Origin of the sequence: Rhizobium leguminosarum (assembly GCF_002953715.1) — a bacterium.
Classification (GTDB): Bacteria; Pseudomonadota; Alphaproteobacteria; order Rhizobiales; family Rhizobiaceae; genus Rhizobium; species Rhizobium leguminosarum_V.
The window spans coordinates 55,261-79,061 of sequence record NZ_CP025015.1; the positions used below are offsets into that span (position 1 = coordinate 55,261).

The 23,801-nt window shown below is 55.2% G+C and carries 20 protein-coding genes and 1 pseudogene; 11 read left to right on the forward strand and 10 right to left on the reverse strand.

Going from position 1 to position 23,801, the window contains the following annotated elements:
• Positions 1–899: 899 nt before the first annotated feature.
• A complete protein-coding gene (locus CUJ84_RS32490; RefSeq protein WP_158686993.1) occupies positions 900–1,205 on the forward strand; it encodes a hypothetical protein in 306 nt (101 codons plus the stop codon).
• An 82-nt stretch (positions 1,206–1,287) separates the two neighbouring features.
• Here CUJ84_RS32490 and CUJ84_RS32495 read toward each other — a convergent pair whose 3' ends face one another.
• The 3 genes from CUJ84_RS32495 to CUJ84_RS32505 all read right to left on the reverse strand — a co-directional run bounded on the left by CUJ84_RS32495 (position 1,288) and on the right by CUJ84_RS32505 (position 3,171).
• On the reverse strand, positions 1,288–1,905 hold the full coding sequence (locus tag CUJ84_RS32495; RefSeq protein ID WP_199788882.1) for a hypothetical protein: 618 nt from the start codon (positions 1,903–1,905) through the stop codon (positions 1,288–1,290).
• Positions 1,906–2,099: 194 nt separating this feature from the next.
• Positions 2,100–2,897 carry an NYN domain-containing protein gene (locus tag CUJ84_RS32500; RefSeq protein WP_105009697.1) on the reverse strand — a complete coding sequence of 266 codons (798 nt, stop codon included), beginning with the start codon at positions 2,895–2,897 and terminating at the stop codon, positions 2,100–2,102.
• Between the two features lie 70 nt (positions 2,898–2,967).
• Positions 2,968–3,171 carry a cold-shock protein gene (locus CUJ84_RS32505; RefSeq protein ID WP_012760580.1) on the reverse strand — a complete coding sequence of 68 codons (204 nt, stop codon included), beginning with the start codon at positions 3,169–3,171 and terminating at the stop codon, positions 2,968–2,970.
• A gap of 291 nt (positions 3,172–3,462) precedes the next feature.
• Here CUJ84_RS32505 and CUJ84_RS32510 point away from each other — a divergent pair, with 291 nt between their 5' ends.
• Positions 3,463–3,645, forward strand: a complete 183-nt coding sequence (locus CUJ84_RS32510; protein WP_199788883.1) for a hypothetical protein — start codon at positions 3,463–3,465, stop codon at positions 3,643–3,645.
• Positions 3,646–3,753: 108 nt separating this feature from the next.
• Here CUJ84_RS32510 and CUJ84_RS32515 read toward each other — a convergent pair whose 3' ends face one another.
• From CUJ84_RS32515 to CUJ84_RS32525, 4 genes are all read right to left on the reverse strand, one after another.
• Positions 3,754–4,935: a hypothetical protein gene (locus tag CUJ84_RS32515; RefSeq protein ID WP_105009698.1), complete on the reverse strand. Its 1,182-nt coding sequence runs from the start codon at positions 4,933–4,935 to the stop codon at positions 3,754–3,756.
• 64 nt (positions 4,936–4,999) lie between these two features.
• On the reverse strand, positions 5,000–5,329 hold the full coding sequence (locus tag CUJ84_RS39220) for a M48 family metalloprotease (RefSeq protein ID WP_281069969.1): 330 nt from the start codon (positions 5,327–5,329) through the stop codon (positions 5,000–5,002).
• Complete coding sequence (locus CUJ84_RS39225) at positions 5,268–5,654, reverse strand: M48 family metalloprotease (RefSeq protein ID WP_281069970.1); 387 nt, start codon at positions 5,652–5,654, stop codon at positions 5,268–5,270. The genes CUJ84_RS39220 and CUJ84_RS39225 overlap by 62 nt, the downstream gene beginning before the upstream one ends.
• A gap of 188 nt (positions 5,655–5,842) precedes the next feature.
• Positions 5,843–7,576 carry a type IV secretory system conjugative DNA transfer family protein gene (locus CUJ84_RS32525; protein ID WP_105009699.1) on the reverse strand — a complete coding sequence of 578 codons (1,734 nt, stop codon included), beginning with the start codon at positions 7,574–7,576 and terminating at the stop codon, positions 5,843–5,845.
• A gap of 410 nt (positions 7,577–7,986) precedes the next feature.
• On the opposite strand from CUJ84_RS32525, the gene CUJ84_RS32530 reads away from it, so the two are divergent.
• From CUJ84_RS32530 to CUJ84_RS32570, 9 genes and pseudogenes are all read left to right on the forward strand, one after another.
• Positions 7,987–9,027: a hypothetical protein gene (locus CUJ84_RS32530; protein ID WP_158686994.1), complete on the forward strand. Its 1,041-nt coding sequence runs from the start codon at positions 7,987–7,989 to the stop codon at positions 9,025–9,027.
• A 268-nt stretch (positions 9,028–9,295) separates the two neighbouring features.
• Positions 9,296–9,955: a hypothetical protein gene (locus CUJ84_RS32535; protein WP_158686995.1), complete on the forward strand. Its 660-nt coding sequence runs from the start codon at positions 9,296–9,298 to the stop codon at positions 9,953–9,955.
• Between the two features lie 732 nt (positions 9,956–10,687).
• Entirely contained in the window at positions 10,688–10,825 is a 138-nt protein-coding gene (locus CUJ84_RS32545) for a helix-turn-helix domain-containing protein (RefSeq protein ID WP_245457641.1), read from the forward strand.
• Between the two features lie 195 nt (positions 10,826–11,020).
• Positions 11,021–15,085 (forward strand): helix-turn-helix domain-containing protein, encoded by a 4,065-nt coding sequence (locus tag CUJ84_RS32550; RefSeq protein WP_105009704.1) that lies wholly within the window; start codon positions 11,021–11,023, stop codon positions 15,083–15,085.
• 32 nt (positions 15,086–15,117) lie between these two features.
• A complete protein-coding gene (locus CUJ84_RS32555; RefSeq protein WP_245457642.1) occupies positions 15,118–15,684 on the forward strand; it encodes a transposase in 567 nt (188 codons plus the stop codon).
• A 25-nt stretch (positions 15,685–15,709) separates the two neighbouring features.
• Positions 15,710–16,024 (forward strand): annotated as a pseudogene (gene tnpB, locus CUJ84_RS38995) (IS66 family insertion sequence element accessory protein TnpB); the annotation flags it as partial.
• A 153-nt stretch (positions 16,025–16,177) separates the two neighbouring features.
• A complete protein-coding gene (locus tag CUJ84_RS39000; protein ID WP_245457658.1) occupies positions 16,178–16,405 on the forward strand; it encodes a hypothetical protein in 228 nt (75 codons plus the stop codon).
• 135 nt (positions 16,406–16,540) lie between these two features.
• Complete coding sequence (locus CUJ84_RS32565; RefSeq protein ID WP_105009705.1) at positions 16,541–17,902, forward strand: hypothetical protein; 1,362 nt, start codon at positions 16,541–16,543, stop codon at positions 17,900–17,902.
• Positions 17,903–18,210: 308 nt separating this feature from the next.
• The gene (locus CUJ84_RS32570; protein ID WP_105009706.1) at positions 18,211–18,765 is read left to right on the forward strand and encodes a hypothetical protein; all 555 of its coding nucleotides are present in this window, start codon (positions 18,211–18,213) and stop codon (positions 18,763–18,765) included.
• Between the two features lie 26 nt (positions 18,766–18,791).
• On the opposite strand, the gene CUJ84_RS32575 is transcribed toward CUJ84_RS32570, so the two are convergent.
• From CUJ84_RS32575 to CUJ84_RS32585, 3 genes are all read right to left on the reverse strand, one after another.
• On the reverse strand, positions 18,792–20,246 hold the full coding sequence (locus CUJ84_RS32575) for a metallophosphoesterase family protein (RefSeq protein ID WP_105009707.1): 1,455 nt from the start codon (positions 20,244–20,246) through the stop codon (positions 18,792–18,794).
• Positions 20,247–21,269: 1,023 nt separating this feature from the next.
• Complete coding sequence (locus tag CUJ84_RS32580; protein WP_105009708.1) at positions 21,270–21,965, reverse strand: DUF7002 family protein; 696 nt, start codon at positions 21,963–21,965, stop codon at positions 21,270–21,272.
• Between the two features lie 2 nt (positions 21,966–21,967).
• Complete coding sequence (locus CUJ84_RS32585) at positions 21,968–23,569, reverse strand: adenylosuccinate synthetase (RefSeq protein WP_105009709.1); 1,602 nt, start codon at positions 23,567–23,569, stop codon at positions 21,968–21,970.
• Positions 23,570–23,801: the final 232 nt, after the last annotated feature.

Consider the following 23,801-nt stretch of genomic DNA (forward strand, 5'->3'; position numbering starts at 1 on the left):
TTGCCAAAACGATGTGACACTCAAAAGAGAGGCGTCCTGCGCGGCTTCAAGCCATGCAGAATTTGAACTATGTCTGTCTCCGTATAGAAAAATCCTCATCATCCTGCCCCACTCCTCAACGGAATCAGATGAATTGAAGCAACCTTGAATATTTTCTCCCGAAAATTCTCTCCCCCTTAATAGGGTTGATAAATGAAAGCGTTTGTCAACTCAAAATTGCATGCCTGAGAAAGTTTCCGAAATTTGCCTTGCCAGTAGTCCCCAGGTAGCATCAGACCGTGTCGTCAAGTAATGCGAAATCTCACCGGATTCGGCTCAAAGCCCCTCCAAGTCTCGACCTCTTCAAGACAGGTGGCTTTTTCGCTTTTGGACACAGGCGGCCTTTTCGGCTCCCACTTTAATGAAGCGATCAGCGGCAGCGCCGCAGATGACTTCGGCGTAGTGACCCTCCGTGCTGTGCAAGATTATGTTCAATAGAAGATCGAGCTTCTGGGTAGTGAACTCAGCCAATTCCCGGAACTACACAGCTCCGGCAACATGTCCGAATTTCAATTTACGCGGGGGCAGGTTGAAAATCTACCACGGAAGCGCACTGCGCTCTTGGCGGGCTCGGAGCTTTTTCAGGCCTCAGACATGATGCCCTCTCCCCCAGACTCAAAGGCAGTTGACAGAAGCCGCCGACATACTCGTAGCCAAAGGGGAGTACGATGTAACACCGGGCCGCGGGCCGCCGAAAGCTAGGCTGGAGGGTCGTCGTCAAGGTTCCGTTCATTGTCGAGATCGAGATGCCGTTTGCAACGGACTGGAACCGGCCCGTATGAAGTTCCGTCGAGGTCCACTTCGCCGTGCTTATCTTAGGTAGGCATCAAAGATCGGGATTCGCTTCCACCGACGTCACGGTGGCTGATCCAGCCGTTGGGACGGGCACGTTTCTGCTCGGCGTCCTGCGTCGTATTGCCGAAACTGTTGGATCTGATTTGGGAGAGGGCGCGGTTCCTTCCGCAATCGCCAGCGCCTCTGAACGTCTGATTGGCTTTGAACTTCAGTTTGGTCCGTTTGCAGTCGCGCAGCTTCGGCTGATCGCGGAATTGCAGGAACTTATGAAGGTGGGGCCAGGCAAATCGACAGTCTTGCCGTCACTAAGGCTCTTTATTACCAATACGCTGGCAATCCCTTCGAAGAGGAGGAGTGGCTACCGCAAGTGATGCAGCCGATCGCCAATTCCCGTCGCCAGGCAAACGCCATTAAGCGTGGTCAGCCGATAACAGTCGTCATTGGCAATCCTCCCTACGAAGAAAAAGTGGACGGACGCGGTGGCTGGGTCGAGTTAGGTGCGGGTGGCGATCTTAAGGCGCCCATGGACAGCGGCAGCCTATCCAAAATGATCCGCTCCTGCAATGGCACTGTCAGTCGGACAAAGATCATCGGCCCGTCGGTCCTGAAGGATGTGCGCTTGCTCTCGGTCTCGAACACCAAGAGTTGCAGCCGCGCCATCGGCAGCAGGCGCTCAACGAGTTTGGCAACGCTGTTGCGGACAGGCGGTCCCCAGCGCGTGGCAATGCGACCTTCCTCCACCCAGGCCTTCGCCCGGCCTTGAATGAGCAGCAGGACCTGGGCTGCTACATCGCGATCGAGATTGACGAGCGACCTGGCACCTGGCGGTGGAGCAATACCGGCGCCTCGACTGTTCATCTCCGACAACGCCATTTCAAGAAACTGGCGTTGCAGTTTCGAAAGCGATTCTGCTGTTTTTGCACGTAACTCGTTGCGCCGCTTGGTGTCGAGTTCCTCGCGGAAAGCAACCAGGGCCGGCCGGCGTGGTCGCTGCCCGGCCTGCATGCGAGCCCAATAACCGCGAGGCGGCTTTGGGACCTGCAGCTTGGTGCAGAGCTTGCCGATCGCCACGTCCGAAAGGCCAAGTTCCTTGGCGATCTCGCTGGTCGGTTTCTCCCATACGAGGGCGAAGAGTTCTTCCCTGGATAGTTTCCGTCGTGGCATCTTCAAGCATCTTTTTCAGGCGAGCGCCTTCACCAAGGCGACACCTTCGGTCTGGTGCGGGATATTTTGGATAGGCTGCCGCTGTCCATTGGCGGCCGAGCCTAGCCGTTGGGCTTTGGCCTTGCCTTCCCCTTCATCCGGACCGTGACGATCTTCGGGCTGTGGCCGCTTCGCTCTATGTCGATGATGCCGGAAGCCTCGACAAGGTCTGTGAGGCGGGCAAAACCGTAGTTGCGGGCGTCAAAATCCGACGATTGTTTTGCAAGATGGGCGCCGACACGGGCCAGGTTTGCGCGGCCGTCTTCATCGGCCGACGCCGTCACGGCATTCTCAAGCATCTTCAACGCGGCAGCATCAAGCTTCGGTTTTACAGGCGCCTTTGCCGGGGATGCCTTGACCTCCTTGGCCTTCACGACGGCAGCCGGTTGCGGATCTTGGCGGGCCTCGGGCTCGACGGAGTTAGCGTTGAGGACATCGAAATAGACGAACTTGTCGCACGCGGTAATGAAGGGGCGCGGTGTCTTCCGCTCGCCGAAACCGTAAACGGTCACGCCCTGTTCGCGGATGCGTGACGCGAGCCTCGCGAAATCGCTGTCGCTCGAGACGATGCAGAATGCGGAAAAGCGGCCGGTATAAAGAAGGTCCATTGCGTCGATGATCATCGCCCCGTCCGTCGCATTCTTGCCTGTCGTATAGGCAAATTGCTGGACGGGCTGAATTGAACGCTCCAGCAGGCACTCTTTCCAGCCGTTGAGATTTGGCTTGGTCCAATCGCCATAGATGCGCCTTACACTGGCGGTGCCATAGGTGGCGATCTCCGCAAGGAGCCCGCTGACGATCTTCGGCGAGGCGTTATCGCCATCGATGAGGAGAGCCAAGGTGTCGGATGTGCCGGCCATCTGTCAGCCTCTTCCTATGGCCATGCTCCACACGATGGTTGGCAGGCTGGATAGTTACAACGTCCTGGAGTTACAGGACCGATACATTCTCTGCTTTGGACTTTCCGGTTTTGCGATCCTGTCCAACTTCGAAGCTCACCTTATCGCCTTCACGGAGTGAACCGCCACGTTGCAGTGCAGACACATGGACGAAGACGTCCTGTCCGCCATTCTCGGGTGTAATGAAGCCGAAGCCCTTGTCGTCATTGAAGAATTTGACGGTACCGGTTGCCATGGAAATTCCAATCCTATCTAAGCGTGCCGCGATTTCGCAGCGAAGCTACAACGGGAGCTGGACCGCATCAACCAACAAAAGCCATTCCGTCGCTGGCGCTGTATGGCCAAGCTTCGTTAATATCGGCGGAACGGTCCGGCGGGGGCAGTCTATCCCGACTTCCGCTTTTGCGCACATCGCTGAAAGCTCCGATGCCTTCCATCGTTTGTTCGAGACTAGGCTTGGCCTCGGCGGAAGAGTGGAGGACGAGGGGGAGGCGAGACGCACTCGGTTCAGGCTTGGGAAGTCGAGGTGCCGGTTGCCGTGGAGGATCATCTGGACTGGCTACGGCCGGCGCTTGATGCGCCGGATTCGCGACCAGAGCAGGATCACGAGGATCGTCATCCGCAGCGTGACGGCGAGGAACGGCTTTTAAAGGAAATGCACCGCGAGGATTTGGAGCCGGAGGATTATCTGGATTGGTGGAAACGTTAAATTTAGGGACAGCCCGGCGTTAGCGGAGGGTGATTCACGGCCGGCAGCCGACCGCAGACGGTCCCAAAACGAGAACTGACAAATATTGAAAGCCTATGGACTTGGAAGCTATGTTTTCGCGGGCGCCGGCGATAAATAGTGTGAGTGGAAAAGTTCAACTCCCGTGGTCTCATCATGGGCGACGGCTGATACCAAGCTCGTGCCGTGAAGCTCGGTTTGGGCCCATTCCAAGAACTTCAGGTGTACCACCATTGCCAGCCCATTAGTCGCGACGGTTGCCGGCGTCGGCATGCGTAAGGAACCGTCACGCGTGAAGTCGTTTTCATCCTTGGTCTTGAACTTAATCAGAACGGTCATAATCGCACCAAATCTCTTTGCGTTTTCGAAGTAGCGCTTGCCGATCTCGGGCGAGAACATAGCTGCAGCGAATGAGTCGGCGACAGCGAGCGCCAAATACATGGTGAAGTCCGAAAGCTCGTCGGCGTGCTTCTGGTCGTCAGGCCGCCGTGAATCCCTTCGCTTGATATTGCCATGAAAATAGAAGCCCCGTCTCTCGACAAGGTGTTCGATCATGGCTTTGGCATCAGGATATTCCGCGACAAGCTCCTTTGTCTTTGAGCCATTATGGAGGGGATCGGTGCGGAAATCGCTGATCGTTGCCGAAACCATCACAACAAATTCGACGCTCGAAAGCATTTCATCCACCAACTGGGACTTTTTGAACTTTCCGTTGCCATACAAGGATTCAAACAAAAGGAAGCAGTAGCGGAACGCGTCGATATAACGACGTTCCATGGATGCCTCTCGGGCCATTTGCAGAAATGAGGTCACGAAGGACGGGTCGTCGCTGCTCTCTGTGGCAAAGAAGGCCTGCGCAACCATAGAAAACCCTATCCGCGATTTCGGTGTGACGGTGGACGATTGGAAATTAAAGATTTTGATCTGCGCCCGTTCCGCGTCATCCTTCGGGATGAAGGCGACCTCAACGTCATCGGCGTTGATTTCCAAAGAATGGTGGATGCTGAGAAAGTGTTGAAGGCGCTTGACGATCTGGACTGCGACGCTGCCAAGGCTGTCCCGCATCTTAATATCTGCGGCGATTGGACCGTGATCAGAAGTCGTCAGTTGAGGCGCCATGCTCAGCGGCTGGTCACGGAATGTCACCGTGATATGAGTGACCTCGTGGTCCTTCCGTTCCAATTCCAACACCGCGCCACCGTGTCCCTCCAAGGGCCAGGAGTCGTCGAGGATAAATGACCGTTTAAGAGGGAAGCGGTAGCGGATGTGCATATGGAAGCTATTACCTCATGAATACAATGGCGTCACGGAAATCGCCCGATCGTACCCGATGTATTCACTCCTTCGCGTACGCTATCTCCTCAACTTTCGGCAAATCTGCCGTTGAAGGCTGCAAGGTGGAGATATTAGCCTTCAAGACCGGCAGGCGATTCAGATAAGCTTCCGATTGCAGCGCTGCCCGCCGTTCCTCTAGCGTCGGATGTGTCGACAGCAGAGAGCCTGCCGCCACACCCCGAAACATCAGCCCGGCATGCTGACGCTCGAATTCGCTCAGTTCCGGCCCGTTATGCAATTTTTCCAGCGCGGCGATCATGTGTTCCTTGCTAGTGAGGGCGGCGCCGATGGCATCGGCCCAGTATTCCCGGCTGCGCGACAGGCGCAGCACTAAGCCAGGTCAGGAGCCAGCGGCCCCAGCGTTGCAAGGTGTCGGAGAAGCCGAGGTACCAGACCAAGGAATTCTGGAACGAGCGGGCCAGACCCATGCGGCGCATGTCATTGTTGGCGACATGGCCGAGTTCATGGCCGATAATGGCATCAACCTCGTCTTCGCTCAGGCTGTCGATCAGTGGCTGGCCGATAACGACCAGCGCGTTGTCGGCGCTGGCGCCGATGGCATAGGCATTGTTGTGCGGCATAACGGCCACCCATGGGCGGGTTTTGAGACCCAACTGCGCCGCCAGAGCATACACTCGCTGCGCAAGCCGGATCATCTTCCTTCAGCAGGCTGCCGAGCCCGACCAGGCCCCAGAGCGTACCCCAGACCGGCACCACCAGGAAACCGCCCAAGGCGCTTCCCGCCGCAACGCCAACGCCGATGCCGACCGGCGCGGAAATCAGGCTGCCCCACGCCAGTCCAACCCAGCTCCCGGCGACCAGTCCCAGCTAGGTCGGCAGGCTGCTACTTTTGAGGTGCCGATAGTTGATGGTCATTTCGGTCATCGCTTTCCCCTCTTGTCATCAGGCCGATGCGTTGTCGGCAGGTTTCGCTCTTTTCATGCACCACAAGCTGCGTCTTGAATGGCCTCGTGCCCGCAATATCGGTAATCCCGTAGCGCCAGCCGTCACCCTGCCAGCCGCCCAGCAGTTCCCTGACCTCGTCGCTGGTCAGCAGCGGGCGGCCAAGAAACTGGACGCTTTCAGTCATCGAGAAGCTCGTGTTGGTGGAGGCGTCGCCGTACCACTCGCCAAGATGGGACGAGATGCTGGCGCTGGCGCGGGTCGTCCGGATTGCATGGGTCTTGTGGCCGAGATAGCCGCCGATCATCTTTGCGGTGTCGTCATCATTGATGCCGAAGAACTGCTTGACGGCACAATTGAGGAACGGGCGCCAGCTGTTGCCCGGATAGTGTTCCTCGATCGAGTAGATGTCCTGCAGGAAGAACCAAAGCCGGATTCCAGCGCCGGCGTGAGTGCGGATCGCGTCACGGTATTCGGGGAAGGCGCCGATATTCAGAAACTCATCGAGTACGAACAGAACCGGGATGTCCGGAACGCGTGGATTGGTAAGCATGGCATCAAGTGCTGTTTTCAGCACCACCCGGAGCCATCCCGAGAAGGTCTTCATCATATCGAATGGAATCTCAATATAAACCGTGGCGGGCCGGTCCTTCAGGCTCTCGAAGCTGACATCGTTGCCGCTAACGCTGCGTTGGATATCCGCGTCCTTCCACTTATAGAGCTTGCTGGTCAGCGTCTCCTGCAGAACCTTCAGTCCCCGCAGCGGATCTTTTTCGAGGCTCGCGCGCGCGCCATCGGCGGACGGAGGGAAAGCTTCCATCTCCTTTGCGACTTTGAGCAGACTGGCGCCTTTCAGCGATGCCATCTGGCACACGGTTGCTAACGTTCGGCGGTGCGGCGGCGCCTTATATCGCACGAACATGACGATCGCGGTCATAAAACCGACCGCGTCATCGGCAAAGAACGCCGGTGATTTCGGGTCGCGCGGGAACATCTGCATGGCGATCGCGCGGGCATCGGACTCCCGGCGGACTCGGCTGACGGGGTCGAAACGGTGGACAGGCTTGCCGGATCCACCGTCCAGCGGCGCGATCCGATACACGGGCCCGAGTGTGCTACGCCATTGCGACGTTGCTTCGAACAGTTCCCCCTTCGGGTCGAGCACGACGCAGCTCCCCTGATAACGCAGCAGGTTCGGAATGATGGTTGTCTTGCCTTTGCCTGAACGTGTCGGGGCGATGGTGAGCAGATGGCCGTCGCCGTCCCAATGTGCGAACCCGGCAGGTGTGGCCTGGCCTTCGTCGCTGAATGTGCCGAGCTGGATCGACCGGGGATCGTCGAAAGCTTTCCTGTCCCGAAGGTACGGCCGAAGATCCTGCGACGTCGGCCACCTGGCCGACCCGTAGAGGGGCGGAGGATCGGCAATCTGGCGCTCGCGTTCCTGACGGGCCGCGAGATCACGCTTCGCACGTTCGATAATCGGTCCGGGATCTCGTCCTGAGCGCACCGCAGCGTCCACCGCGTCAGCCACTTCAGGCCCATACAATTCCTCGACGTGCTGCCGCGCTGAACGGGCCTTCAGATTCCTGCCGGTTTTTGCGCCCCATTTCCCCCATCTCAACGCAAGCGAGAGATGACGCTCCAGATCGCCAAACAGATCGAATTTATTACTCATTGATTGCCCCAGCCGTTATAGTTAGAGTAGCAATCACAAATTGGAACGCAACCGGCCTTTATTGCGCTATACTTGATTTGTAGGGCTATTACCGCAGTCGAAAGGCCCAGCAAGGGCGGGACCGACCGCGCGGCTTGGGCCGAGATATGAAACGCCATTTGACGCGTGAACACGCGGGCGCAAATGACAAAAAGCATTGTCATTGGTCATTGTTGCAATGGCAACACAGCCTCCGGAACCGGAGGCACAGTCAGAAGCTCTTAAGGTTGGACAACCTGAAGAGATATAGGTGAAGACATAACTGATTACGAAGCGCCTGCTGTCCGACAACCAGACAAACGGGGCGTTCTGCGTAGTGGTGCAACTTTATATGGCGGTTAGGATCTTGGATGCTCCTGGGGGAGGTGCATATGACGATCAGTGATAGTGAATTCACGCTTTTACTTGCAAGTCTAGACAGAAATAGTGACCGGACACGGTCGGCTGTCTATTTTTTTGTCATTGTATTTGCCGTTAGCGCGACGTTTGTCTTCAGCGCCTACTTTAACGACGTACCCAAAGCGCGCGTCGAAGCTCAGGCTCAGAGATACCGTGTGCTTTTGGATCACGCGGCCTCATGCGCCAGCCTCAAGGAGACCATGTATTTCGATCCTACGTTCAATGAGCATGGTCTTCTCACCGATACGGAGCCTTGCACCGTAGGGACACCCGATGAAAAGTCATCGCTGATCTCTTTGCGATACAGTTTGATAGCGCACCACATTCAGCAGTTCATGGATGATAGATTCAGAAAGGGCAGCACCTTTAGCATTCCGATCTTAGGTGTTGCGATCGATCGAACGGTCTTCTGGATTTTCAATGGAATTGCCGGCCTATTGGGAAGTTTCATCTTGTACTGCCTGATTCAGAATGAAGCAGAGCTGCTAAGATTTCTGATTGACTCAAGCAAAGGGAATGCCATTCGTCTCAGGTTGATACTCGCAACGCAAATATTAGGTGATCGTGGCCGGCCGCGCCTCGACCAGAAAACCGAAGGATCCTCGCTCGTGCAACGCGACGAGTGGTTTCGACCCATACGATGGGTGTTCGTGTTGCCGATCTTGGCATCGCTTTATGTGCTTTTGGATCAATTCTACGTATCCGAATTCTTGCTTACGATTAAGAATGATCTTTTTAGACTGACATTCCATCCAGCGGACGCCTTCATGACTGTCTACGGCGCGGAAAATGGGATTCGCAAAGACTTTAAATTTGCACCGGTTTTATTTGGTGCGGAGTTTGCGTGCCAGATTTTTTTCCTCGTCCTGCAGATCGCTTGGTTCGCCAGATTGCGGCATGCAATGATTGATCTGAGTTCCTGTTCTGGTAAAGCGCGCATTGACCTTGCGGAGGAAGAGCTGAGATCCGCCTACGATGGGGACGGTAACGATTCTGGCCGCGGTCGAGCTTAGATATCACCGGCCCAGACGCTCGCAGTGATCACCCCGCAGGAGGTATTTCAGGATGAATTGGCGGACTATGTGGTCAAGAAGAGCCGAGCACTGGCGCTTCCGGTATCTACCAGGCTTGGTGGACCTCCTAGTTACCGCTTCGACTTTCCAGGCACGAAAACGCCTGAGCGGGATATCTCGGCGCGTCCTGGTTGATAGCAGCGTGCTTGGTCATAGCATCACGCATGAGACGGCGTGGATATCCACCGGAACCAAGAAGTGGGGCGACATGGATATCGAGGGCGGATATGCCGCCAGAATCTGCGTCCACGGCCCCGATTGCGATACCGAGGTCTACAGGAACGTCACGTATATGCCCGGTATCGCCCATCTGGCGCGAAAAGGGATGCTGGAGCTCTGCACATCCGCCGACGAGCAAGCGCGGCAGCCGGTTGGTCGCTTTCGCGGCTATGGCTTAATGGATCACGGCTTATTCCGTGATATCCGGATGAGAAGCGTAGATGGCTTTGCGTTTTCAATGATGGGACCGGGCGGGCTCACAAGGTCTGACCCGAAAGAAGAGCAGCAAATACGTCTGGCTGGCTCAGACGATGTCCTCTATTCCGCGTTGTTGGAGAAACTTGGTCCGAGGAACAACCTGGACGCCTGGCATATCCGCACCGCCGAGCGCCACGACATGTTCTGCCTGTTGACAATGGATTTCCGCCTGAAGCGCCTGGTTGACGCTAATGCGCAGAAAGAGCCGTTCCGCAGCCTGCGCACGCGCGTCATGACACCGATGGACTTCGGGCGCCTGCTGGGCTTAACGCCGATCCCTCCGGCATTTTTCAGTTACCACGATGCGAGCTGGTTTGTCCGCCCTGACCTTCATTGGCCGGAGAATACCCGAAAGCCAAGAAGTTCGTACCGAAAACGAGGCCAGGATTAGGCTCGCTTGACCGATGTGTATGACATGACACCGATCAGTGCGGACCGCGCTTTTTAACAGGATTGTTTCCAAGCGTCCTATGGATGGCCGTTTCGATCTCTCCGCAAAGCTCAGGACGCGTGGCAGCAATTCCTTGCAATTGCGATGAGGTGTGAGATGCGCATAATAGCTTGTCTTCAACTCCGTTCGGAGAAGCGCTTATGGGAAAGTGCATGCGCTGCGATGGGACCGGTTCGATTGATTGCCCTGATTGCGGGGATCTGGTGACTACAATGATGACGGTGAAGTTGTTCCTTGCCTCAATTGCGGCCATGGGAACCAGCCTTCCGGGCAGGTTTGTTGTCCGGAAGATTGCGACGAGGGTTACGTCGATGATGGCGAGGACGACGACTAGACTGGCCGCGCAAGAATTCCGGCGATAATCTGGTTATCGGCAACAGCTGCGTACTCATTGGAGTAAAGTCGTACGTGCCGGGCAAACGACCGCCGCGCCGTCGTCTCGATCCAAACTGCGCAGGTTCCATCTGTGTGTGCGTGATCTAGCGCGTACGGATAAGCAACCCATTGCCCGTCGACCGGGGGTGAAATCATTGGTGGACACTCAACGATGCCGAGCTGGTGGGAAAAGAAATGCGCATACTCAGCCCATTTCGCACTTTCTAGAAAAGCCACCTCGGCCCGCTCAGATTTGAAGGTTTCGCCAATGGTCGCGCATTGGCGAAGGCGCGGGGCGTGAAGTTTGGTCGTAAGCCGAAACTTGGGCCTCGGGAGTTAAGGAAAATTGCTGAATGGCGGGCAAAAGGTGAGCCTTCTGCTCGTATTGCCAAGATATTCGGTGTCAGCGAAAGCACGATTCTCCGCACCTTATAAACAAGCGATTAATGCCACGTCCAGATCGCCATGGCGGTACTGCTGCACAGGGTGATCAGCGCCAATACGGTCAGCGCCAGTTTGCCTTCCGCTTTGAGTGATAAGTAGCGGCTGAGCTTCACCTCCAGCCTATCCGTGGGCTCGATCCTTTCGAGCTAGTTGCTATTTCTATTATGATGTCATATAAATTCACTGATGTCTGTGGATCCATCTCCTTCAGGCGCCACGGGCGCTATCACTCCCGCTCAATGTCGGGCGGCGCGAGCTCTTTTGGCTTGGTCCCAGCAGGATCTAGCGACTAATGCGCGGGTAGCCACGTCAACCGTTGCGGATTTCGAGCGTGGGCATCGAACTCCCATTTCACAAAACGCCGAGGCAATCCGTGGCACTCTTGAAGCGGCGGGTATCGCCTTTCGTGAGGGAGGAGCTGTCATCGGCCCTCCATTGCCTGCGCTCCCCGACCATGGCGGAGGTGGTTCACCTATCCGATGGGTTGATGCAACCGACCTTGCGCAATGGGCCGAGCGCCGCGATGGACAAGATTCTCTGCCTACCCTTCTGGCAAAATTGGCCAGGGCCGTACGGCCGATGTCTCTGCGGTTTCCCTCCGACGAGGGTGTACAGTATTCCGGTTGGGACGGCATAACCGAGGCGAACGAGGACACGGAATTCGTCCCGGCGGGTAACGCCGGTTGGGAGATCGGGTCGCAGCGGGACCGCATTGCCGCCAAGGCCAATGACGATTTCAAAAAGCGTGCTAAAGATCCGTTGGGTCTTGTGCCCAACCATACAACCTTCGTTTTTGTTACCCCCCGTCACTGGCCCGAAAAGGCGGCTTGGCTAAAGGCGAAGCGGGCTGAGAATATCTGGCGCGACGTCCGCGCTTACGATGGTAGTGATCTGGTCCACTGGATCGAGTTATACCCCGCCGTTGGCCTATGGCTTGCCATTGCGCTTGGTAAGCGCCCTGCAGGAGCGCTTGATCTTCGTGAGCATTGGCTTGAGTGGTCCCTCGCAACCCGCTGGCCGTTGTCGACCGAGTTGTTGCTTAGTGATCGCGATGAAAGCGCAACCCGTGTTCTCAGGTGGCTTCGGGAGCCTTCGTCAATTTTAGCTGTGAAGGGCGAAAGCCCTGAAGAAGTTTCCGCATTCTTCTATTCTGCCATCTCCCAACTTCCTCACGAAATTGCCGAACATTATCTTTGCCGATGCCTCGTTGCGGCAAGCCCTGAGATGGCGAGGTTGGCCGGTGATAGTGCGACACCCTTGATTATTGTCGCCTTGGACCCCGAACCGGGATTGGTGCAAGTTCTGGCTAAGAAGGGACATCACGTCCTCGCAGCTTATGGCCAAGACAGTTCGTCTTCAAAGGTTGAAGTCGTGCTAGAGCGTCCGTCACGCGAGAGTATCGAGGTTTCGCTAATGGGAATCGGCATTCAGCCAGAGACTGCAAACGGGCTAGCTCGAGAGTCTTCCCGCAGCCTGAGCATTCTGCGGCGCTTGATACCCAGCGTCCCCGGACGTGTACCGCGATGGGCGAAAGAGACTCCGTCACAATCGCTGATCGCGTCACTATTGGCGGGCGGATGGGATGAGAGCAATGAGGGGGACAGGACAATCTTGTCCCGTTTGGCCGATATGCCATACGAACAATTTGCAGCAGAGATAGCGGGTCTCGCAGGGAATTTTGACAGTCCACTCCGCCACGCCGGTTCCACTTGGAAGCTTGCCTCGCCGCGCGATGCATGGGGATGGCTCGCCCGGCACCTATCAACCATTCACGTCGAGCGGTTCGCTGCGGTCACTTTCGACGTTTTGAGTGCGACAGATCCCCGATTTGAGATGTCTCAGGAGGAACGCTGGTACGCGCCCATCCGGGGTGTGCATCCGCAGTTTTCCGAGCATTTACGCCATGGACTGGGTGAAGTGCTGATCTTGTTGGCTTTGTTCGGGAGTTTTGCGTCATCGGCGCCGTCCGCCGATCAATTGCCTGATCGAATTGTCCGCAATTTGCTTGATGGCGCGGACCGTCAGCGCTGGTGGTCTCTATCGAGGGATTTCCAGCTCTTGGCCGAGGCTTCTCCCCTAGGCTTTCTTAGCGCTCTTGATGATGCGTTAGGTCGAGACAATACTCCTATTGCCGTCCTGTTTGGGCAGGACGATTCTCCGCTTTTTGGGACCGAGCATCTGTCACCATTGTTGTGGGCGCTCGAAACTCTTGCTTGGTCACCCGACTATCTTGGCCGTGTTTCGTCCATTCTTGCCGCACTTGACGAAATAGACCCAGGCGGTCGCTACAGCAACCGTCCTGCTAATAGTCTGAGAACTACGTTCCTCCTCTGGGCACCGCAAACGCATGCAACCTTGGATCAGAGGCTCCGTGTGCTTGACCGATTGCGGGAACGATATCCCACGGCCGTTTGGAAGCTGATGTTGGGCATTCTTCCGAAGGGGCACGATTCCTTTTCACCCGCTCCACCCCCCCGCTGGCGAGACTTTTCCACAACGGCACCGGAGGTCGTCACATACGCGCTAATTGAAAAGGGTGCGTTAGCCATAATTGATCGCCTACTTGCCGATGTTTCGACGGATGTTCCTCGATGGGAGGCGTTACTTGATCTGTGGGCAAACTTGGGAGCAAAACGTGAGGAAGCCCTAGGGAAGCTTAAAGAACTCAATCATCAGATCACCGATGATGGTGCCCGCCGCGCACTGCGAAAAAAATTGCGCGCCATTCTGCACCATAACCGCAATTTCAGCGATGCAGCGTGGGCGCTCCCCGAAAAGGAACTAGCTCACTTTCAAGAAATCTACGATTCCCTGAATCCCGATGACCCGGCTGGGCAAATTTCTTGGCTTTTTGAGACCTCCGCAGCAGTTCCGAACCCTGTCGGGGGATGGAGTGAGAGAGAGGCGCAGCTTCGGGAGGAACGACGGAAGGCTGTTGAGATTGCATTCAGCAATCTTGGCGTCGAAGGATTGTTTGCTCTTGTCCACACAGTTCAGGAAAGAGGCTTTCTAGGAATGGCCGTGGCGGACGCTGATTTAGGTGATCCGATACGACAAGACGAAATCTTGCTGCGTGCGCTCACGAGTGAAGGGGAAGATGGTCTATGGCTGGCGCGAGGCATAATACTTACTCTTCGGGGAAATAGAGGTGATGGCTGGGTTGAAGCCTTGCTTGCGCAGGTGAGAGAGAGTGGCGCCACCGACGATGCAATCCTCACAATTCTGCTCGCGCTTCCAGTCTCTTCGGGGACGTGGTCATTCGCCCAACAGATGGGTGTAAATCTAGAGACACAATACTGGAAAAAAGCACCGATCCTTTGGGTTGACGAGGAGCCTGCCGATACGGCTTTCGCCTTGAACAAATTGATAGAGGTTGGTCGGGCTCGTCATGCGATCCACCTTGTCGGCCTACGCTCGCACAAAGGCATGAAGCTCGATTCCAATTTGCTCGTACGCACATTAAAGGAGGCTGCTCAGGAGCCTGTCGATTCCGAGACCGACGGTAATGAGGCAACCATGTTCCAACACTACGTAGCTGAAATTCTGACGGATCTGGACAAGCGCGAGGATTTGGACACAAACGAAATGCTGATGTTGGAGTGGATGTATCTTCCCCTGCTCGAATACTCGCAGCGTCCAGCCAAGATGATCATGCGCGAATTGGCTTCCAACCCGAAGCTTTTCATGGAGATGATCTCAGCAATTTATAAACCCAGCGACGAGAGCGGTGTTGTTGATGAGGTACAACTAGATCCAGATCGTGCGAAGATTCTCGCCCATAAAGCCTTTGACCTTTTGCGTCTTTGGAACGTCGTCCCCGGAACAACCGATGACGGCGGCATCGACCAAACGACTCTCGAAGGTTGGGTCAGAGAGGCAAGGCGATTGGCAAGGTCTGCGGGAAGAGAAGATATTGCGGACCAGAAAATCGGCGAGATACTCGCTTGCTCTGGGAATGGCAAGGACGGCGTTTGGCCCGCAGAAGCTGTTCGTGAGGTGATTGAAACTGTTCGAAGCGGACATGTCGATACCGGACTAATGATTGGTCGTCGCAATCTTCGAGGTGTCACAACTAGGTTGCCTCGTGATGGGGGATCGCAGGAACATCAGTTGGTCCTGAAGTATCGTGAATGGTCGCGCGCAACGGCGTTAGAGTGGCCGCGCACATCCGCCATTCTTGAAAATATAGCTAAAAGTTATGAGCAGGACGCTCGCTTGCATGATGATGATGCTGAGAGGCTCGATTGGTGATTGCACTGAGCCACATTCATAGGTGTCGGATCATGATTGCGCGTGGGTTGCTTCAAGACAGAATGCATGTCGCCGCTATGGTCGCAGGCGTGAGGCAGCCTGATCGATTTGCTGCTGTGCATCGCATCGGCTCAATGATACCGTCGGACCTCTTCGGATATTTCATCCAACTGACGCAACACCTCTTGGCCCTAATCTGTGATCGCCATTCCATGGACCAGCAACGGGAGTTTCTCACATCCAGGAAGTCTGGGCGTGAGGTTCATCGGCATTGGCCTGATGAGGTGAAAGCGCAGATCGTATCGGAGAGCCTTCGGCCCGGTGCGAAGGTGAATGAGGTCGCCGAACGCTTTGGATTGCGGGCGAACCGCCTTTCGAGTTGGCGGACCATGGCGCGGCAGGGCAAGCTGGTTCTGCCTGCACCCGAGGATGCGGTGGAGTTTGCAGCGGTGATCGTCGATCCACCCGTTTCGGAACCGCTGATCAATAAGACTAGCCGCCCCGCGATCATCGTCGGTTCGGTCACGATCCGCCTGGAAGAAGGCGCGTCTGCCACCCGCATCGCTGCCGTGGCGCTTGCCTGCGCGGTTCCGGCATGATCTTTCCATCGAACCGCGTTCGGACATGGTGGCGACCAAGCCGGTCGACTTCCGCAAGGGCCACGATGGCCTGGCGGCGCTGGTCAAGAACGAGTTGCACAAGGACCCATTTACAGGGACGGTCTTCGTATTCCGGTCGCGCAAGGCAGACCGATTGAAACTGATCTACTGGGACGGCAGCGGATTGGTGATGGCCTACAAGCGATTGGAGGAACACACCTTCACTTGGCCGGGCATCAAGGATGGTCTGATGACACTCGGCCACGCACAATTCGAAGCGCTGTTTGCAGGACTCGACTGGCGTCGGGTCCGTTCCGTGGAGGCAAGAGCACCGGACAAATGCGATTTCTGCTCCGACCTTGACTGTCTTCCGTCTGCACGGATCCTCGTAAGCATCGCGATCGCGAAACCCGGCCTGACAATTCCTGCCTGCGTCCCGGCAGCCGCGAAACTCAACCTGAGGAAACTGATCGAGCTGGTGAGGGCGACGTTGGTGTCATCCAACATTGCCACCACGGAACTTGATGTCTCGCCGCGCGCGGCGCTGCGGATTGTCGACAAGCTGGGATGGCGCGAACGCGACGGGGAGGGAGAGGTTTCGGGCAAAGGGCGTAGAATAGCGGCTATTTTCGTCGGACGCGCGGCAACTTTGAATCCAGACCTAGTCGGGAAGTCCAGCGTCGAGGGTTCAAGGGGAACAGGTGACCTTTCGCCCATTTGATCGCGAAATGTACCTTTCGAGTGCCCCGCTGGGGACATCTGCACTTCACCTATTCACAAACGACCGGTACGGGGTTGTTTGTATCGCTTGATATTCTGTAAGAGCCATTCATCCGATAATTGTCAGGTCAAACCTATGCCGCTTCACAAAGACGAGATTCTCAACTCCCTGGCCTCTACCGCGAATGTGGCTCAGTTTGTGAGTTTCCGCCCTGATAGCCACAGCTCCCTAATCCAGAGCTTTTGCCGAATTCTAGGACATGACGAGAACCATCGATTTACGTCGGTTCGCGAGGCGGTCACCGCGTTGCTGGAGGGTAGCTCCGACAAAATGGTAAATGTTCGGAGTTATGAACCTAATAGCCCACGGAGCAGGGAATTTGTTTACGGTTTGCAGCACGTTGAAGAGGTACTGGGGGTACTTCAACGGCTTGCGGCAGATAACCTCCATCTCATCGTGAATGAGACTATCGACATCAACGACGGGGGAGTGTCCGGTGTCGTTCAGGGACAGTTGATTGAATTCGCGCCTGATGATACACCGCGTTGCGTCGAAAAACCTGGCGCTGCCTCGCTTCCCTTTGCCCTAGGCGCCAAGCTTCTGGAAACAGTGTATCGTTTTCCTCCAGATCTAAATTTCCCAGCGAACACCCGTGTCGAGTTCAGCATTCATCCGAAGCCTAGGGGATACCATGGGCGGCACACAATTATTTGGGAGTTAGAGCGGGATGCGCCGAGCTTCCTTCCGGCAGCGATCACGTGGCCGAATAGATTTAGCCGCCATCTGGGCGACAAGGCATTCGGCCTTCTTGTCGCGGAAAGTCTAGGAGTGCCCGTTCCAAAGACTACTGTCATCGGTCGACGCACGGCACCCTTCACTTTTGGTCGAGAGACGGGCTCCTCTGAAGTTTGGACTCGAACGGCGCCCACTGAACCACAGCCCGGTCTATATACTACCGTGAAAGGGTGGCTCGATCCGTTTACTTTGCTGACAAACGAAGATTCATCGGGACAGGAAATTCGATCCGTATTGTGCCAGTCAGCTGTTCGCGCAAGGTTTTCAGGTGCCGCCGTGACAGGGCCGAGAGATCAGGTCATCATCGAAGGCCGCCGAGGCGAGGGTGATCAATTCATGCTTGGTCTCCAGTTTCCGGAATCGCTCCCTCCCTTTGTTTTGGAAAATGTTCGAGCGACATACGCTGTCTTGGCGAGCCGCCTTGGTCCCGTCAGGTTCGAATGGGTTCATGACGGCGACGTCGTGTGGATCGTGCAACTACATTGCGGGGCGACGGGCACGATGGCTGACGTCATCGTCCCCGGACTCGCTGACAACTGGATTGAATTTGAAACCTCGACTGGCTTGGAAGCTCTTCGTACATTGCTCGCCTCACTTCCCGCTCACCATGGGATCGTGGTTGTCGGCAGAGTGGGCCTGACGAGCCACGTTGCCGATCTGTTGAGAAAAGCTAAGGTTCCTGCCAAGCTCAAGACCCTCTGAGTTTGATTGACCCTTGCGGATCGTGTTGGGACACCGTCATCGGGTCGAGGTAAGGTAGCAGCTAAAGATTGCTGATCCCGCCCGATTGGGGAGGTCCTCGGATCCTCTTTTAACCTTCGTGTCGTATTTTTGCGTGGATACCTTCTCACAAGGGTAGCGATACGAATCGGTTCCTGAAAAGCTGATTTGCAGATCGCACTAAAACCAAAAGACGGCTCGTCACTTTCCATACTTGATGCCTTGGTGGGAATAGTGAAATATCGCCTCTAGGTAGCAGAACTGAACTGATTCGCTCAAGGATAATGACGATGAACGCTCAAGTCGCTGTGAAAATGAAGTCTGGCCCGAGCATCATGCTCGCAAGCGGCAGCTGGTTTGATCTGCTCGATCCTTGGGCGAGCGAATTTACCATTGCCGACATTGCCCAAGGTTTATCCAACATTTGTCGCTATGCAGGGCAGTGCAGGGATTTCTACTCCGTCGCGGAACATTCGCTTCACGTGTCTGAGACTGCAGAGCAGTTTAAGCTCGAAGCGCTTCTTCACGACGCCGCGGAAGCGTTTATTGGGGATATCACACGGCCACTCAAGCAGTTACTGCCGGAATACAAGACGATCGAAGCGAATGTTGAGGCGGCAATTTTCCATCGTTTCGGGATGGATGAGAAAGCGAAACCGTACATTAAGTCGGCCGATTTACGTGTCTTGGCGGCTGAGCAGGCACAGCTCATGCCGGCGGGAACGGATTTCTGGGCCGCCCAATCAAATATTCATCCTGCGCCCGTCAAGGTCGAATTCCTTGCACCAGCAGTAGCACGTCATCGTTTCCTTACAAGATTTCAACAGCTCCTTAACGATAGTTGACCGGTTCTCAGCCAATCGCCGCACAATCAGCATGGACTCTCCGGTGTTGTCCCAACAGGTCCTGCGTAGAGCTCACTTCCCGGTTTTCCGTCTGACCGCAACTCACGCATCCGCAATAGGACGTCTTCTTTTGTGAAAGTCATTACACAGTAGGTATTTCGCTCGCCGCCGGGTCTGCGGGCCGCAGAAACGCCGGCACTACCATTCGAGACAACGACGATCGGAGATTTTTGCTCCGCACCCATTAATGGAATTGACTGATACCGAGCCAACTTCGGCATGTGTTGATGCCCATGCAAGGCAATATTGACCCCTGCAAATTGGGCTGCGTCCAATAGCTCGGAAGCATCCAGGGACAAAGTAACGCCCTTTTTTGAAGGTGCCTCGACTTCAGATACGGGCAGAAGATGGTGATGGAGAGCCATCACGCGATAGGTTTCGCGTTCCGGGACTTCGTCAGCCATTTGCTGTAAAACATCCAGCCCAGACGGTCCAACGTAACCGTATTCCGTCCATTCGGTCGCCAAAATTCGACAGGAATTCAATAGGCCGATGATTACGTCCGCTTCTTTGAGCTTCAGCCTCTTATGATAATTTAGGGGCTCTTTTACGTTGCGGTTAAGCAACTCCGATAAGAAATACCGAAAATTTCGCTCGTGCTCAAATGCCGCCTGATTTTCGACCGCTATATTTCTGATGTCGATATTGTTGCCTGCCGGATAGCGCACGACATCATGGTTACCTGGAAGAGCCAAAAGGTTCTTTAGCTCAACCCCGAGGCGAGAGGCCAAGCCAGTAAGCTCGGTCACAATAGATCCCATCATGGCGTCGGTCCAATCGCCATTCGAAGTGAAATCGCCGGTAACAAGGATAGATTCAATATCGTCTTGCAGACCAACTCTGCGCAAATCCTCGAATACGCAATCCGTGAGCGACTTCTTTGGATCGCCGATAGACGGCTTCTCATTCGGCCGTAAAAAGTTGTAGTCAGGCCCGAAATGTAAGTCCGAGAGATGCAGAATACTCGATCTTTCAGACTTAGGGCCAGCAACTGGGGCAGAGGGCCGGACCGACAAGCTCTCGTCCACGACGATAAAAGTTCCGTCGCCGAACTTGCTACCAATAGAATCATCATAGGTCTCGGCCTTCTCGAGTGAGATGAGCTTAAACCAGCCATAGATTTGATGTGCGGACTGCCGGTAGTAATTAGGGACGAGCGATAGCTCCGGAAGCTGATCGGACCCTACAAGCCTGTCAATTGCGGTTGCACGGTACATCCGACGTGTTGACCTGTCGATGATGAGCACATCAAGCTGCCGTTTTGCGCTCTTGAGAAAGTCGGCATGATTGTTCTCAAAATCTTTTTTCCACCAACCCCACCAAACAGCGCCTTCTGCTTCTAGGATGCTAGCGTGAGAGCGGATAGTATCGATCCCGACTGTCGTGTCTCGGAAGCGCAACGCTATTGCTGGTGCTGCCATTCAAACGTTCTCCAGTAGGGCGGGCGCGGCAGACGCCACTCCAACAGTTGAGGGAAATTGGACAGAGTGCGTTCAAAGGATCGCTGGTCGTTCAGAGTAGCGAGGGTACGTAGAGCGTCAACCAACGCACCTGTTGTCGCTGATACGGCGATTTCGTTTTGCGAGCTCCAAACGTCGATTAAGTCGCGTCCCGGAGCTCGACGACTTACGAAAGGCCAATTCCAACCCTCAACATTCGGCAACCGTGCAAAATGCGGCGGCTGTGCATTTCCTTCGTGCGCTGGGCGAACTGCAATCTGATACTCGTTAAACACGAACCTGTGCCACAAAACCGGTTTCGGCCGCGACGCTGGCACCGCGCAGGGCACGTTAACCTTCAGATGAAGCAGGCGGCCCATCCTAGGGCTCGTTGACAAGCCTCCGCCGAAGGCGGAATGGGACGCCGCAACCTCGAAGGATGGCACCTCATACGTCGGTTTCAAGCCATATTCGCTTACCTCTGACCAAGCCGCCATCCACGTCAGCAGTTGTTCATATTCATCCCGATCTCCCGGCCTCGTTCCCGAGGGCCATACCGTCACAAACAAAGAGCCGTCTATCCCAACACAGTTACCAGCCCATGCTGTCCAGGTGCGAACGTCTGCCGGATACCATGGAGGGTCAATAACCGCCGTTTGGAAACCTTTCTCAACGGGTGTGGGAGCGTCAATATCGGCGACGCGATGATTATCGACACATTGGAACGGCTGGCGATCTACCAGACAAACTTCCCGGCCAGCGCGCTCAAGATGTCTTGCGAGAGACGGAGCGCCTACAGCAAGAATCCCTTGGCTGACTGGCAGTAATTCCGCGAATGCTTGAACGCTCGCCTCGCTGTAGCGCCAATCGTAGTCCAATGGATGAGGTTCAGGCAATCGACCCATAGATTACTCCATTTGCGTGCGAGCTGCAGCCGAGACGCTCTATTTGATGTTGGGAGGGGAGCGCCCGCAATCAGCGCGCAGCTGAGGCTCAATTTCGTGGCTATTCGTGCGGACCGTCATCAGCGGTCGCGCCCGGACGCCGCCATAGTTCAACCAATTGCTGGTTTGAAAACTGATGCGCCGCGACGAGATGGTCCATGATGTCGTGAACGCCATAGTCGACCGTGAGTTCAACTAGTGCATTGTGGACCGGTCGCGTTTTCCTGCGCTCGTGAAAAGGATAGTCTTTGATCGGCACAAAAGTCGCCAAGCCACGCGGCTGCGGCTTCATGATGGTCGAGCCACTGTTTATTGGACTAAGCAATATCCTATCGTGATGCGAGGCGACGAGCGATGCGGTATCAATTGTAAGAATGGTTTGCGGATAATCTCGATATGCATCCGCGCCTAGCAACTTCCAGAGGCGCTTTTTGTGCAACCAAAAGAAAGTTTTCCGGTTGAGCGTTCTATACCATTGTTCGGGCAAAACACCATCGAGAAGGCACTTTATAAGTGCGCTGTCGCTCATCGGCTTGTTGTCACGAATGACAGCATCAGGCAATCCTGCCTTTGAAATAACAACGCTTTCGGGACGGCGCTGCCCCTCGATTGCCTCGCGATGCGTGCCGTTGATTCCATAGAGGTCTAGAAGCGCGGTTGCGCTCAGAAGGCCTTGTTGCTGGATTGAGGGGAAAGAACCGTCCTCGGCCATATGGTAAAGTCGCGGATAAGTCTGCACGAGAAAATCTACATCCATGGTCACACTGTCCCTTTACGCCGATCGATAACGATGGCATCCGGCCCGAAATCCTTTGTGATCCACGAGACCCTCGTGTTTGCAACGCGCTCAACCTCCGCCACGAATGCTTTCGTTCGAACACTTAGCATATCGAATTCCACAGCGTCTTTGTTCGACGCATCTATATAGTCTGCAAAAGTCAGTGCGATGTCCGTTGCTCCGTTGAGGACGGCAGACCGCCGAGCTTGCTCCCAATCAAATTCACCTATACGCCGTATCTTGCCCGACACCGTCCCCTTTTCTATGCGCTCGAGCGCCGAGACGGGCATCCCGCTGCGGTCTGCGATTGTTTGGAAGTCTATCTGTTTCATCATAGGGCCTGAGGTGCCGCCGACCCGGATCGGATAGGTCCTCATCACCATGATGACGCGACGCACCCTAGTTGGAGGAATTCCGGCATCGGCAAGGCAACCTGATGCTGTCGTCTCCCTGGAAGTGACGTAGGGGTACTCACCATGATGAATGCTGAGATCCGTACCTTGTGTGCCCTCGAGGAGGACACGATCGCCCCGAGCGTATGCTTTTTCGAGCTCAACCTTGGTGCACCGAAGAAAGTCTCTGAATTCTGGAATGTGTTTTGCCAGACGAACGGGCGCCTCAAAATGAATATGGTCTCCGCGACCCAGAATCTTCCGTGCGGTAGCTACTCCGACGCCCTTTTTTGTGGACCCGATAACTTCCAGGCTTCCCATCTCGACGGCGACGTCATTGTCTTCAATAATAATCGCCTGAGGATCAATTGAGAGACGGTCACCCGTCAAACCAAGATCTGCGATCTCTTTGAGGACCTGTTTGACAGATAGAGTGGCACCAGCCCCGATTAAAATTTTAGCTTCGGGGTTAGACTGCGTTCCCGATGGGAGCTGAATGTAGTCGTACTTTGGGTGCGCCACTTTGTGTCCGGCGTTCGGTCCACCAACCCGCACAAGCACTTGGTATTCCTTCGCTATATGAGCACAGATGTTCCCCTTACCTTCGCTGCCATATTGAGCACCGACGAGCACATCAACAAGTCTTTCATCGCGCTGTGGAAACAGGTTCAGTCCACCGGCAGCAAGCGCCAGAAGTGAGGCTGGCCCATTTATATTTGCGTCCAGTTTGCGATCTGCTATTGATGCCAGATCCTCTATGTTCTTTTCTGTCCCATGTTGTTTGGCTTCATCGTAGTTTGCAAATTCTTGTAGTTCAGGTGGCCGATCCAAATATCGTTGCCGAAGCACCCCTATCGGAGCGGAAAGATGGACGTGAACAACTCTGTCCCCAAACCGCTCACGAATATGCCGGATCTGGTCTTTTGTTCGAACAGCGTCAATAAGCCAAATTTCCGTATCCAGATCTTTCCCGGCTAGAGTTAGGAAATTGTCTAAAACCCATTTACCTGCTGTCGTCTCATCGAGTTCCAGGCCAAGCTTGATCAACGCGTCCCTCTCACCACCCGGTTCCTGTCTTAATAGGAGCTGTCGTGTCGAGACCTTCATGGCGCCAAATCGCAGTTCGAACTCTTTAACCAGCGCGGATTTTCCAACGGAAATCGGTCCGGAAAGCAAAAATATTGGCAACATTTCCTCACCTCGACAACCGTTGTCCAATCCTAAAAGCCGTCGTACTACTCGACATTGATTCGAGCGAAAGTTGAAGCGCTTTTATGCAATTTCCAATAGCAGGTCAGCGATACCCACAGCCACTGCAAGATTGTGACCGCGTATAGCCTCCCGTTAGCACCAACGCAGAGTGTGAAACCCCTCTTTCATTGAGCCACGGTTCGTTTGGCGCCGAGTTGTCTCACGTAATCTT